The 12,927-nt window shown below is 41.4% G+C and carries 13 protein-coding genes and 1 pseudogene; 6 read left to right on the forward strand and 8 right to left on the reverse strand.

What is annotated here, in order from left to right; genetic code table 11:
• Positions 1-87 precede the first annotated feature (87 nt).
• The 3 genes from AC6CIF_RS20405 to AC6CIF_RS20415 all read left to right on the forward strand — a co-directional run bounded on the left by AC6CIF_RS20405 (position 88) and on the right by AC6CIF_RS20415 (position 2,263).
• Entirely contained in the window at positions 88-873 is a 786-nt protein-coding gene (locus AC6CIF_RS20405; protein WP_133386966.1) for a nuclear transport factor 2 family protein, read from the forward strand.
• A gap of 174 nt (positions 874-1,047) precedes the next feature.
• Positions 1,048-1,416: a PadR family transcriptional regulator gene (locus tag AC6CIF_RS20410; protein ID WP_237177740.1), complete on the forward strand. Its 369-nt coding sequence runs from the start codon at positions 1,048-1,050 to the stop codon at positions 1,414-1,416.
• A complete protein-coding gene (locus AC6CIF_RS20415) occupies positions 1,382-2,263 on the forward strand; it encodes a permease prefix domain 1-containing protein (protein WP_433749785.1) in 882 nt (293 codons plus the stop codon). Before AC6CIF_RS20410 ends, AC6CIF_RS20415 begins: the two co-directional genes overlap by 35 nt.
• A gap of 18 nt (positions 2,264-2,281) precedes the next feature.
• On the opposite strand, the gene AC6CIF_RS20420 is transcribed toward AC6CIF_RS20415, so the two are convergent.
• From AC6CIF_RS20420 to AC6CIF_RS20440, 5 genes are all read right to left on the reverse strand, one after another.
• Entirely contained in the window at positions 2,282-2,455 is a 174-nt protein-coding gene (locus AC6CIF_RS20420; protein WP_433749783.1) for a Spo0E family sporulation regulatory protein-aspartic acid phosphatase, read from the reverse strand.
• Between the two features lie 405 nt (positions 2,456-2,860).
• Entirely contained in the window at positions 2,861-4,090 is a 1,230-nt protein-coding gene (locus AC6CIF_RS20425; RefSeq protein WP_433749780.1) for a transcriptional regulator, read from the reverse strand.
• A gap of 156 nt (positions 4,091-4,246) precedes the next feature.
• Entirely contained in the window at positions 4,247-4,792 is a 546-nt protein-coding gene (locus AC6CIF_RS20430) for a hypothetical protein (RefSeq protein WP_498201338.1), read from the reverse strand.
• On the reverse strand, positions 4,792-5,625 hold the full coding sequence (locus tag AC6CIF_RS20435; protein WP_498201339.1) for a hypothetical protein: 834 nt from the start codon (positions 5,623-5,625) through the stop codon (positions 4,792-4,794). Before AC6CIF_RS20435 ends, AC6CIF_RS20430 begins: the two co-directional genes overlap by 1 nt.
• 245 nt (positions 5,626-5,870) lie before the next feature.
• Complete coding sequence (locus tag AC6CIF_RS20440; RefSeq protein WP_498201340.1) at positions 5,871-7,256, reverse strand: transcriptional regulator; 1,386 nt, start codon at positions 7,254-7,256, stop codon at positions 5,871-5,873.
• A 264-nt stretch (positions 7,257-7,520) separates the two neighbouring features.
• On the opposite strand from AC6CIF_RS20440, the pseudogene AC6CIF_RS20445 reads away from it, so the two are divergent.
• A pseudogene (locus AC6CIF_RS20445) lies at positions 7,521-8,034 on the forward strand (LLM class flavin-dependent oxidoreductase); the annotation flags it as partial.
• A gap of 64 nt (positions 8,035-8,098) precedes the next feature.
• Here AC6CIF_RS20445 and AC6CIF_RS20450 read toward each other — a convergent pair.
• Entirely contained in the window at positions 8,099-8,677 is a 579-nt protein-coding gene (locus AC6CIF_RS20450; RefSeq protein ID WP_498201341.1) for a TetR/AcrR family transcriptional regulator, read from the reverse strand.
• 281 nt (positions 8,678-8,958) lie between these two features.
• Here AC6CIF_RS20450 and AC6CIF_RS20455 point away from each other — a divergent pair, with 281 nt between their 5' ends.
• The gene (locus tag AC6CIF_RS20455; protein WP_498201342.1) at positions 8,959-10,170 is read left to right on the forward strand and encodes an MFS transporter; all 1,212 of its coding nucleotides are present in this window, start codon (positions 8,959-8,961) and stop codon (positions 10,168-10,170) included.
• 142 nt (positions 10,171-10,312) lie between these two features.
• Here the strand turns inward: AC6CIF_RS20455 and AC6CIF_RS20460 are convergent, their stop codons facing one another.
• Both AC6CIF_RS20460 and AC6CIF_RS20465 read right to left on the reverse strand, forming a co-directional pair.
• The gene (locus tag AC6CIF_RS20460) at positions 10,313-10,681 is read right to left on the reverse strand and encodes a VOC family protein (RefSeq protein WP_498201343.1); all 369 of its coding nucleotides are present in this window, start codon (positions 10,679-10,681) and stop codon (positions 10,313-10,315) included.
• Positions 10,682-10,797: 116 nt separating this feature from the next.
• Entirely contained in the window at positions 10,798-11,862 is a 1,065-nt protein-coding gene (locus tag AC6CIF_RS20465) for an oxidoreductase (protein WP_498201344.1), read from the reverse strand.
• A 155-nt stretch (positions 11,863-12,017) separates the two neighbouring features.
• Between AC6CIF_RS20465 and AC6CIF_RS20470 the strand changes: the two genes are divergently transcribed.
• On the forward strand, positions 12,018-12,881 hold the full coding sequence (locus AC6CIF_RS20470; RefSeq protein WP_076216541.1) for a LysR family transcriptional regulator: 864 nt from the start codon (positions 12,018-12,020) through the stop codon (positions 12,879-12,881).
• Positions 12,882-12,927 lie beyond the last annotated feature (46 nt).

Raw genomic sequence — 12,927 nt, forward strand, 5'->3', positions numbered from 1 at the left:
GACTTAATTAAGTCTATCTAGTTCTAGCCTAAATTAACTTGAGGAATATTTAATCTGACTAAAAAACTAAAGGAGATGCTAATCAAAATGATAAGAAAACTGTTAATCCCTTTATTGTCTTTAACCGTTACTCTTGGAGGCGTTTTTTATTCTACCCCTACCGTTAAGGCATCCGATAATCCGGAAGTAGCTGCTAAATTAGTTGTACAAAAATTTTTCGATACTATGTCTGAAGGGAATTTCGCTGAAGCTACAGAGTTAGTTGTAGACTTGAGATACCCAAGTAAAGAGAAACAAATCGCAAAATACAAACACTACAATTCTGTAAGTGACTTTGAATCGATGAAAATCATTGATGCACATACAGAGAATGAATCGACAGTTGTTGTAACATTTCAGGGTAACGTTTCGGGAGTTGAATCCAAAAACGAACTATATGTTAAAGAGTCTGAAGATGAATGGAAATTGATTTTAGGTGATGATGATCCCGCTACTGTAGCGGCCTTAAATGTACCAGAATTCAGTACACATGCTATGGTTGATTACTATTCTTTTACTGGTTTTAATTATGGAAGAGCTCACTATACCATTAACTCTTTTTCTACACAGGGTAATGCTGTAAGTCTCATAGGTTGGCAATATGCTAGCAGTGATTACCATGCAGATGTTTCTTATCAAGTCGCTCAAGATTCTTTTATCGGATGGAAAACATTCGGAAATGCTTCTTCTGTTTACGGTAACTATACATCCGCTGCAGGTGATCGTTTCACAATTTCTTTAACAGGTGTTCCCAAAGGAAATGATTATCACATTCGCATTGTGAATTGGGCACCAGTATCCGTTGATGGTGCAGGGAATGTTTATACTAATTAGAATTCATTAATCTAAATTGCCCACTCGGCACCTTTATTTCTAGCAAAGGTTACGAGCAGGGCTTTTTTATGCTTTCGTTAAGAATTGATACAACTTTATAAAAGATATAATTGTTGACCTTGAATTACTTGCAAATATATGTTAATTTAACTACATAGAAATACATAGTAGGTGGTGTATGAGTTGAAGAATGAGATGATTAAAGGATATATTGATGGCATTGTGCTCTCCATCCTGAGTCAAAAAGATGCATACGGTTATGAAATATCTCAACACATTAATCAAGTAACCGATGGGGCATTTCTGCTCAAGGAAGGTACGCTGTATCCTGCATTAAAGAGGCTGGAAGCCAATACTTACATTGAAGGCTACTGGGGTGATCAAGAAGGTGGGCCTAGACGAAAATATTACAGGATAACAGATGAAGGCCAACTTCGACTTGAAGCGATCAAAACCTCATGGGAACAAAATACACATATCATCAATATTTTCTTAGGAGGAACGGCGAATGGACATTCAATCTTATTTAGACCAAGTGTTTAAGAGAACCTTTTTATCCAAGCGAGAGCGCGATGAATTGGCTGAAGAAATGGCTACTCATTTACACTCTTCCAAAGAGCATCATATCAATGAGGGATGCACTGAAGAACAAGCCACCACAAAAGCTATAGCGTCCTTTGGCGATCCTATCAGCATAAGAACTAAACTGACTCAAGAGACTTATGGTCTATCAAGTAAACTGATCCTACAGTTTATAACCATGAGCTTGATCCTGTATTTAAGCTCCCTGTTCACAGGAGTAGCTCTTCATTATTATGATGTTCATAACAGAGTGGTCGAACTTTTCCCAATAGCCTTCATTACACTATGTGCCTTGAGCAGTGCTTTGCTGCTAACTCGCAAAAACATTGATCGTTGGTGTCTATTGTCAGTTCCCATTTTATTTGGATTAGGATATTTGCAGGCATATCTGGGTCTTTTCAAAAATATGTTTGGTGCCCTCGATTCATTTACGCTTTTTGAGAATTTATTTTTCAGCGGCGCTTATGACTTTTCAGGGCGCAGTAGCTTCATGCTTATTGGTGGTCTGATCCTAGCTGTTCAAACACTCATTTTGTTTGTTATCAGCAAAAATATCTACATCTCTTTGACGCCCTTTGCCTTCTCTATTTTGTATACAGTTTCTCATATGGTCATTTTCGGATCATATTATCTGTTCTTTGGGGATCATTTTAGTTCATCTATCACCAATGGATACAATGTTTTTGCCGCCGGTAACATTCAACGCCTCTCAGATATCGGTGTGAAATTAGGTATGTGTCTTGTATTGTTTTTCACTTTAAGTTCATTGAAGAAGCTGATCTTTAAATCTAAGCTTCAAGCTGGATGAGTTGGAATGACATATTATTTACCTTTTCAGGTTCATTCTAAAGGAATATCGATTATATTCATTAATCAGCTCATCCAACGCCATCGATTGCTCAAGCACTTTCACATTCGGGATTCCATATTGATCTACCAAGCGACTCAACTCTTGCCGACCTTGCTCGATCTGGTCTTTCAAGATACTTAGTTCCCTCATGGCATGTACCCCTCTAGGACATTCTAGAAAAACATTTAATATGAGTAAGCTATTTAGTTTCGCTAATGACTACAAGTGCTTTTTAGAACATAATATGTTTTGCATAATATTGTAAAAACAAATCTTTAGAAAAGGCATTGCGCTCTGTCTAATCCCTTTTCAAAACACAAAACAGCCTACCTCAAAAGCAGATAGGCTGTTTGTTTTATTTAATATTTATCGTCTTAAATAATTGTGAATACGTCTCTTGCTGAGACAAACTAGCTTGCTGTCTATAAGTTCCGTATAGATCTACACACTTTACTAGCATGTGATCGTCTTGAATCTCTTATTTTTCAAGTGTTTTTCAATATAGGAACTTATATTGGACATTTTCTTCACCGTCCCTTCTTAGATATTTCATTATCAAAAAGTTGGTGTGCTTAACTTTTCTATTACATTTTTGTACTTTTTCATTTGTGATTCATTGGCTTCGCTCTTATACTCCCCATACAAATCTAAACATTTAATACACATCAGGTCATCTTTACTTGAAGAAGAGAGTTCTAAACACATGAGTAAGGCATCAATCCCAAGTAAGTAATTACGTTGTTTTATTTGATAATATCCCAATTCATAGTAAAAATCTTGATACCCGTGGTTTAACATTTGATCGTTATAACCACCTTTAAAGTGCATGTCTGTATTAAACAATTTGATCTGGTTCTTAAATCTATCTAAAGCAAAGTCAATGTTAAAAGAATACTGATTAGCTGCTTGCAAAATATTAACGAATCCAGCTAATATTTCTGATGGGTTGTTTTCGATATAATCCAAATAAGAATCGATTACATTTTCTTGACCAAGCATTAATTGGGAGGCATATTGATTCCCTTCCCCCCATACTCGGAACAAATCTATTATTTGTTGATCCTCTTGTGTAGGATTCCCAAGCTCAACTATTTCCAAGTATTTTTCTGTATACTTTAGGACATTTTCATATTCCTTACGGGCATCATAAACGCTTGCTATTAATAAGTGTGCATAGGCTACATATGTAAAAAGAGGATAGGCTGTTAGCCTTCTTTTATTTTTTCGCCTACGAGATTGAATTTTTAATTGGAATTCTGCTTTCCGTTCCAGTTCCCGTGCCCATGTGTCGACCTTGTCCCACAAATGTATCGTCATATACACGTTAGCCAAGTCTTTAATTGCATCCAATTGCACTTCTTCATTTAATTTATCAATATAAGGTTCGAACTTTACTGCTGCATTGAGATTGTCAAATTTACTCAGTGTTTTATGAAGCAAGAAAATGCGGTACTGGCAAAGGGCCAACCGCTCCGAGTGTTGATACTTCTCACTACCGGCCACACATTCATATATAATGAGTGCAGATTCATTGGTGCTTTTATTATAGAGACTCTCTGCCACATTAAATAACTCATCAATATAGGATTGATCATCTGTTACATGAGTAATGACTTGTTGTATAATATCTAGCTTACCAAGTTCAGCACAACGAAATAAATACGGTTCTAATCGCCTCCAATGGGGCGCAGATTCAATAAAACATTCAACTCCATACATTTCATAAAAGTACCCCTGTTCCAAACCCATTGCTGATGTGATTTGGTCTAGTTGATTCATTGACATAAGTCTGGTTCCTCTGATGATCGCACTTAACGTACCCACATTAATGTCAGTAATTTTCTGAAAATTGCTGTAGCTTATATCCCTTACTCTTCAAGTAATCTTCAATATAGGAACGTATATTGGACATTGTCTTCATCGTCCTCCCCAGATGTTATACTATCGAAAAGTTGGTACACTTAACTTATCTATTAGTTTTGTATACTGCTCTTCCTGGGTCTTACTAGCGAAATTTCTGTATATTCCGTACAAATCAATGCATTTGATACACATCATGTCATCGTTACTTGAGACACACCGTTGTAGACTAGTGATTAGATCATCAATCCCTTGATCAATCTGGTTTTTATTCAATCCATATTTTGCTAATTCGTAGAATAAGCGTATATATCTAAAATTTGATGCCTGTTCGTTATATGCTCCTTTTACTTTTACATATTTCTTTGTTCTAATCTCGTTTATCTGATTTTTGAATCTATTCAGTGTGTAGTCAATATTGTAAGAGTACTGATTGGCAGCTTGTATAATATATACGAATGCTGTTGAGATTTCCTCATGATTAGCATCTAGGTAATCCAGATAATTATTCAGGAACTCAAAATCACCTGATAGTATCTTGTACAAATATCGATTTCCCTCCGCCCAACCCTTGAACAGTCCTATTAGTTCTTGTTCTTCTCCAGTTGGATCTTTAACATTGTTCACTATATATCCTCATAAATATCTGTGTACTCTAAAGCTTCTATATATTGCCTACATTCTCCAGATACATGTGCCTTGTGCAGAATGGCATAAGCTTTATAAGTGAAAAGAGGATAAAAAGCAACTCTAGGTTTCCTTTTCCTTCTTAAGGATTGAAGATGAATTTGTAAGTCAGTTCTTCGTATCGACTCCTCAGCCAACTCAAAAACCTTATCCCACAGATTCATTGTGCTATACAGGTTAGCTAAATCTTTAAGCGCATCCAGTTGCATTTCCTCATTCAATTTATCAATATAGGATTCAAACTTTACTGCGGCATTCATGTTAATGAGTTTATTCAGTGTTTTATGAAGCAGGAAAATACGGTACTGACAAAGGGCCAGCCGCTCCGAGTGTTGATATTTCTCACAGTCTGCCACACATTCATACAGAATAAGAGCTGCTTCTTTTAATCCTCTAGCAAAAAAGCTCTCAGCTACATCAAATAACTCTTCTATATATGATCGATCGTCCGTCACATGCGTGATAACTTGTTGTATACAATCCAGCTTACCAAGTTCTGCACACTCGTATAGGTATGGTTCCAAACGTCTCCAGTGGGGCGCAGATTCAATGAAGGACTCTAGCCCGTAACTTTCATAAAAAAAACCTTTTTCTAATTCCATTACAGAAGTGATCTGATTTAGTTGGTTCATAGACATCGGCCTGCTGCCTTTAAGAATGGCACTTAATGTCCCAACGTTAATTCCAGTAATATCGGAAAAGTGCTGCAACTTGAGATCGTTATCTCTCATGTATTTCTCAATATATACTCTTACTTTACGTACCGATTCCACTGTCTCACCTCCGTCATTCGAATCACTTATAATTCAATTACATATAATAAATGTTATTTTAATCCTGTATTTTACATCGGTCGATCTATGAAAATACAAAAAAGCTTACTCTCGTTACTTGAAAGTAAACCTTTTTGAAATATCTTTTCTGTTATAGTCTTCCTTCTCCATGCGTTACAGACATTATTTGTGTAATAACATCACTATCCAAATTAACTAATTGATTTATATTAATAATCATTATGCTAAGCAAGATTACATAGAAGATCTTCTTTTTTTTCATAAGATTTCTGAACCTCCATCATGATAAGTTTGTACTGATGCTCGATTTCAGCCGTACCCATGTTTTTGTACTTCTCATACAGGGAAATACAATGAATGATATCTGTTTGATTGTTAAATCGTACAGACTCTCTCAGACAGTGCATAAGTTGCTTCAAACCCTCTGGATATTCATGGCGATTTAAGTGATAGAGAGAACGTTCCAACAAGAATGCTGCATAAATTTCATTTTTCATCTGCTCAGTGTACCCTTTTAAACAGTTAATTTCCGAGTTAATTCGATCGCTGAACCTATTCAAAATATCATCAATATTTTGATCAAACTTATTAGCTACCTCCAAAATATTAATTATCGCAGGTAAAATTTCCTCTTCATTTCTTTCAATAAATTCCACATATGCAGGTAAAACGTTTTGATCACCCATCATCAATTTATATAAATAAGTATTGGCTTCCGCCCAACCAGCAAATTTATCAATAAAAATCTGATCCTCTTCATCCGGTTCAGAGACTTTAGCAAGCTTGGCATAGACTTCTGTATAGAGCAAAGCTTCTTCATAACGTCCCTGCTTCTCACATGCCGATGATTTAAGCAAATTGGAATAAGCTCTATATACGAATAAAGGATAGGCAGTAAGTCTATCGCTTTTATCTATTTTCTTCTTTGTATACGATTGTAAAATTTTTGTTTTCTGATCTAATTCTTCAGCCAGATCAAAAGCCTTGTCCCGATATCGAAGTGAAGCATACGTATTCGCCAAATCCTTAATCGCATCCAGTTGCCGTTCCTCATCCAGCCGATTAATATATGGTTCAAAATGTACGGCTGCACGAAGATTCTCATGCTGGTCCTGACCTAGAGACAACGTGAAGATGCGATACTGACACAGAGCCAGACGTTCCGAATGTTGATATTTCTCACACTCCGCCACACATTCGTACAACATCCGTGCAGCCTTCGTCTGTCCACGTTCAAGCATGCCTTCGGCCATTTCGAACAACTCCGAGATATACGAGCGATCATCCGTCACTTCCTGGATAACCTTATGAATACATTCCAGCTTGTCCAATTCAGCACAGCGTTGCAGGAATGGTTCCAGTCTCCTCCAATGAGGTGCCGATTCCACGAAACATTCAGCCCCATAAATCTCGTAGAAATACCCCTCTTCCAGCTTCATGCCTTGGGTAATCAGATCCAGTTGCGCCATAGCGATGGGCCGAGTCCCCTTAATAATTGCGCTAAGCGTTCCAGCGTTAACTCCCGATATATCGGCAAAATACTGCAGGGTGTACCCCTGTTTCCTGATGTAGTCCTCAATATATGAGCGTATCGTAGTTGTAGGTTCCATGTATCCCACCTCCACAATGAAAATCCATAATTTTGAATTTATATGATAAGCACAATTTTAATCCTAAATTTTACAGCGGTCAATAAAAATCGTGGCAATTCCCTTCACATTTATGCAAGGAGGCCTCGCTGTTCCTGCTTATAGAAAAAATCCATTAGAAGAATCCGTGAGAACGTGATACATTTAATTCAACTTACATATCCTACTATTTCAATGGGATTATACGACACAGATACTATCAATTCAGTTCGAGGAGAAGGTCAGATGAAATTTGCCTTGTTTAGTCTCATGATGAATCTGCCTAATGCCGTAACCGGGGAAGCTCTGACAACTCAGCAACCACACGCATTCGGTTACTAACCACCGTCACTGTTCTTAGTATACTTGATCCAGTCCGGGTTGCCGAGGATTATGCTACGTTGGATCAATTATCGGGCGGACGGCTGGAGCTGATCATCGGGAAAGGCAATGACCCTCGGCACTATCCGCTGTTTGGCATACGCGAAGAGGAACAATGGGACTCACTCGATGAACGCTATCATTTGCTAAGACGGCTGTGGTCTGAAGAGAATGTACCCTGGCAGGGAACGTATCGCCCTCCGCTTGATGGAGTGACCATGCCATATTATGAAGCGTTCCATGCCACCGCTGCCGCACAGCATAATCAGTCGCCCTTCACCGATATCTGGAGGATAACATTGCACGAGGTCCTGCGTTAATCGGCAGTCCGGAGCAGATCATTGAGAAAATTCTGGACTATCATGCCGCTTATGGACATGGGTGATTCCTACGAATCGCCCTCTTCCCTCTTCCTCCCACTTGTATCGTGACTATCCCTATATCTACTTGGACTGAATGCCTTCCAACAATGAACGGAGCATCAGATCTACAAACGCATCATCCATCGCTTCCCCCGTCACTAACATACGATAGAACACCGGCCCATAGATCAGATCGATGTATAATCCAATGTCTGTCCCACTCTTTAATTCGCCGCGCTCCACACCCTTCTCCAGAATTCCCCGAGCTTCACGTCGACGTGGTTGGATGTATCTTGTACGGTATTCTTCGGCAAGCCCTTCATCCGACTGCCCTTCCCCAATAATCTGTGTAATCACTTTTCCTTCCCGACTGGTCAAAAAACGAACCAGATTACTCGCATGTATGCGTATATCCTCCAATACCGAACCTGTATCCGGTACTGGTAATCTTGCTGTTGCCGCAGACATATATCCGTCCATGATGACTGCGCCTTTATTCGGCCACCATTTATAGATAGTGGCTTTGCTCACCTGTGCACGTTCAGCGATCTTCTCGATCGTAACTGCCCCGAATCCTTGCTCCAACAACAACGCATACGATGCTGTAAGAATGGCATTCTGGGTTTCCATGTTACGTGGACGTCCTCTTTTGGCAGTCATCTTAAGCCCTCCTGGGTGTATAAAATATATTTAATCATCAGTAATATTCATAAAAACGATACGTTCATTATACTAAATTGCCATGAGTACACACAATTCCATCCTCGGCTCACCTTTTCATCCTCATAAATATTCTCATTAAAATATGTAGAGCCTATTTACAATACTATACGTTTAGTTTATTATATATTTGTAATTAGTGAACACTCCGTTTAGTAATTAACTTTTTTAAATATCACCTGTTTATTGGGAATACCAATTTAGAACTGTGGAGGATGATTATGATGGATATGAGACAACAAGTGAAGAAGGCACCTGTACCCACCTGGATTATTTTTTTGCTGGCATCAGCTTGTGGATTGATCGTGGCAAATCTGTATTATGCTCAGACCGTTATCGGTCCGATCAGCATGACAACGGGTCTGTCTTCTGCCGCTGCCGGATTGATCGTAACGTTGACTCAGATTGGTTATGTCATTGGTTTGCTGTTTATCGTGCCGCTCAGTGACATTACCGAGAATCGACGCTTGGTCGTTCTTTTCCTCATCGTACTGGTTGTTGCCCTGATTGCTGCGGCTTTCTCGCCCACTGCTGTTGTATTTCTGACTGCCTCTCTGTTCATTGGTATAGGTTCTGTGGTCGCTCAAATTCTGGTGCCCTATGCGACATATCTTACTTCCGAGGAACAGCGCGGACGGGTTGTTGGCAATGTCATGAGTGGTCTGCTGCTGGGCATCATGCTGGCTCGTCCTGTCGCAAGCTTTATCACCAGCCTCTTCGGATGGCAGACGGTCTTTGTATTCTCCGCCATTGTCATAACACTTCTCATGTTGCTCCTATCAGGTGCTCTTCCTGCTCGCCAGCCTGAACCCACCTTGAAATACGGGCAATTAATCGTGTCCTTGGGCACACTGTTCAGAACGATGCCGCTGCTGCGCCGCCGGGCGTTCTATCAGGCAAGTCTGTTTGGTGCTTTCAGCTTGTTCTGGACCACGGTTCCGCTCAGACTGGCTAACGATTTTGATATGTCACAGCAAGGAATTGCCTGGTTCGCACTGGCTGGTGTCGGAGGTGCTATTGCCGCTCCTATTGCAGGAAGATTGGCTGATCGCGGACTAACGCGTATTCTGACGGGTGCTGCCATGGTGATCGCTGCTGCTTCATTCGGTCTTGCTTATGTGTTCCAGAGCCACTCCACGTTTGCATTGATCCTGCTTGTTATCGTGGCGATCACATTGGATATGGCTGTCTCGGGAAATCTGGTGCTGGGTCAACGCATCATCTATTCGTTAGGAAGTGAAGCAAGAGGACGGGTAAACGGCATATTCATGTCAATCTTTTTTGTCGGCGGTGCGATTGGTTCATCCCTTGGAAGCTGGTCTTATGCTAACGGAGGATGGAGTCTCACAACGCTGATTGGCCTGATCATGCCGCTGCTCGCTTTGGTGTATTACTTTACGGAAAAGAAAGCGGCCGTTGTCAGCAATGAATAGAATGAATATATCGCTGAATTCGAATAACGGAATAAGGGCAGAGCTAATCATCAAGATTAGCTCTGCCCTTATTGTTGTAATACTCACTTGGCTCCCTGTGACAGGAAGGTATCACTGTTATTAAGATGGATTCAACTACGTATTAGGCTTTACTGTGAAGGGTAACTTGGTACCCGTCTGGGTCGGCAAATGTAAAGGTTCGTCCGAATGGTCCATCTATTGGTGCAGATGTAATCTTTACGCCTGCTGCAACAAGCTTGTCGTGGATGTCTTGCGTATCAGGAGCATGAAGCCACAGAGCGACACCAAGTCCTGGCTGAGCACCTGAACCGAGTTCTGTTCCTGGCAATAGGTCACGTAGAGCAAATGCAATCGGCTTGGTGTCAAAGACCACCGCATGAGGTGGTCCCGCCTGTGAGCGTACCAGGCCAAGATAGTTTTGATAAAATTCGGCAGAGCCTTCAAGATTGCTCACTTGAAGTGAAATGAAATCCGGTCCGATTACTGGCATAATGTAATGTCCTCCTTAGTATTTGTATATCTTGATCATACAAGGTCGCTCTTGCCAACAGTATGTCAGTAGTGCTCTTTCCTTTTTTCGATTTCTTCTCTTACTCGGTTTCTCTTTTACACCAACACGGGCAGATGCGTAGTCGCATCATACTCGACCAATCGCTCACCAGCATTCAATTTACGCACCAGATCTGGATTGGCGATAAACGGTCTGCCGAACGCAGCCAGATCTATGCTTCCCTCACCAATCGCGTGCTCTGCGGTTTGAACATCCAAATCCCCCACACCAATGATGATTCCATCCCACCGACTTCGAATCCGCTCGTGAAAGGTCTGCTCCCCTTCCCATGCTTTCACATAATGGTCTGTTGAGGGATGCAAGATTGTAATTCCCGCCTCGCGGAACAAGTTCAGATATGCATCGATCACTCTAGCTTTGTCTGCCCATGCATAGGATGCATCATCATCCTTTTTCTCAGAGAATCGTACCGATATGCGATCCACAGGGATCTCTTTTTTCACAGCCACAATAATATCCCGCAGGAACCGCAATCTACCCTCAGTATCTCCTCCGTATTCATCTGTTCTGTGGTTAGTCTTCTCATTAATAAACTGGTCGATCAGATACCCATGCGCAGCATGCAGCTCGATCCCGTCAAACCCTGCCAGAACCGCATTGCGGGCGGCCGTCTGAAAATGCTGAATGGTATCCGCTATATCCTGTGCACTCATCGCTTGAGGAACCTGATACGGCTTATGCAGCTTATGCACTCTTCCCTCTGCCGCAAGGCTGGAAGGTGCCACTGGAGAGGTTCCGATCAGATCGGAGTGCGACAACCTGCCGACATGCCACAGTTGAGCAATAATAGTGCCGCCATGTCTGTGAACAGCATTCGTTACCCTTTTCCAAGAAGTCGTCTGTTCATCTGTATATAAGCCGGGGATGCCATAAGTGCCTTTGCCTGCCAGATTCGGGTTAATGCCCTCGGTAATGATCAGCCCCACACCATCTCGCGCACGCTGCTCATAATACGCCACCATCTCATCCGTCACGGTCCCCTCCTGATCATCAGCAAATCCCCGGGTCAACGGTGCCATCACAATTCGGTTCCTTAATTGCCACTGATGAATCGTTACCGGGCTTAATAATGTTCTTGAACGTGTATTCATGTTATCCATGTCATATCCCTACTCTCTTTGTCATTAAGGATATTGTACGGCGGCTCCGATATATCGTAAAATGATTGAAATATATAGTTGTATCTCTCAGAGAGATACCTAACATCACCATCTGCCGAATTAATTGAAGGTAATCCACGTTCAGGAGGATACAAATGGAGCTTTCCGATATCGATATTGTTCTCGCGGTGGCACGTTCAGGCAAAATCTCACAGGCCGCCAAAGAACTGAATTACGCGCAATCCAATGTCACTACGCGCATCAAAAAACTGGAGCAGGAATATCAAATCCAGTTGTTCAACCGATTTCCCAAAGGTGTTGTACTGACCTCCAAAGGAGAACAGTTCGTCCAGTACGCCACACAGATTCACAACCTTTTGCACGATCTGAAGCAGGATATGACCGATCCCGGTGAGCCTTCCGGCACGCTGAAAATCGGCATTGTGGAAACGGCGGCATCCAGCCGCTTTATGGAGATTCTGAATGAATATCAGATAACCTACCCGAAGGTGTCCATCTCACTCGTCAACGCCACTTCACCCAAAGTACTGCGCAAGAAAATACAGGACGATGAGATTGATGGCGCTTTTATCAGCGGGGCTTGTGTGAAGGAGGGTCTGAAGGTGGAATATGAGATGCAGGACACGGTTCATATCATCTCCAAGAAGATGGATACATCACCTGAAAGTCTGTGCCAAGTATCATGGGTTGTTTTCCCCGAGGGCTGCCCTTATCGTGAAATGACCGAAGAATTTTTGCAGGAAGAGGGGCTGTCCGCTCGTAATATCATCGAAGTGAGTACGATGGAAAACCTGCTTAGCTGTGTGGAGTCTGGAATTGCTTTTACCATTATGCCGTGCAACGTTATTCACAAGAAACCGGATGGTTTCTCCGTATTTGATCTGGCAGATCGTTTTACCCATACCACGACTACCTTTGTCCGCGGTGAGGATCGGTATGTCAGCAGTGCGCTGGATCAATTCATGAAGCTGCTGAATCAGAAGTGCATTACGTTTTGATATAGGTAACTCAGTCCCCCTCTTTCAACCGCTGATCTTCTTGATT

Source organism: Paenibacillus sp. GQ49, assembly GCF_059759055.1.

What these genes read in the sequence shown, in the direction of transcription:
- AC6CIF_RS20405 (WP_133386966.1), top strand. Translation starts at nt 88, where the DNA reads ATGATAAGAAAACTGTTAATCCCTTTATTGTCTTTAACCGTTACTCTT.
- AC6CIF_RS20415 (WP_433749785.1), top strand. Translation starts at nt 1,382, where the DNA reads ATGGACATTCAATCTTATTTAGACCAAGTGTTTAAGAGAACCTTTTTA.
- AC6CIF_RS20420 (WP_433749783.1), bottom strand. Translation starts at nt 2,455, where the DNA reads ATGAGGGAACTAAGTATCTTGAAAGACCAGATCGAGCAAGGTCGGCAA.
- AC6CIF_RS20425 (WP_433749780.1), bottom strand. Translation starts at nt 4,090, where the DNA reads ATGTCAATGAATCAACTAGACCAAATCACATCAGCAATGGGTTTGGAA.
- AC6CIF_RS20440 (WP_498201340.1), bottom strand. Translation starts at nt 7,256, where the DNA reads ATGGAACCTACAACTACGATACGCTCATATATTGAGGACTACATCAGG.
- AC6CIF_RS20450 (WP_498201341.1), bottom strand. Translation starts at nt 8,677, where the DNA reads ATGACTGCCAAAAGAGGACGTCCACGTAACATGGAAACCCAGAATGCC.
- AC6CIF_RS20455 (WP_498201342.1), top strand. Translation starts at nt 8,959, where the DNA reads ATGATGGATATGAGACAACAAGTGAAGAAGGCACCTGTACCCACCTGG.
- AC6CIF_RS20460 (WP_498201343.1), bottom strand. Translation starts at nt 10,681, where the DNA reads ATGCCAGTAATCGGACCGGATTTCATTTCACTTCAAGTGAGCAATCTT.
- AC6CIF_RS20465 (WP_498201344.1), bottom strand. Translation starts at nt 11,862, where the DNA reads ATGGATAACATGAATACACGTTCAAGAACATTATTAAGCCCGGTAACG.
- AC6CIF_RS20470 (WP_076216541.1), top strand. Translation starts at nt 12,018, where the DNA reads ATGGAGCTTTCCGATATCGATATTGTTCTCGCGGTGGCACGTTCAGGC.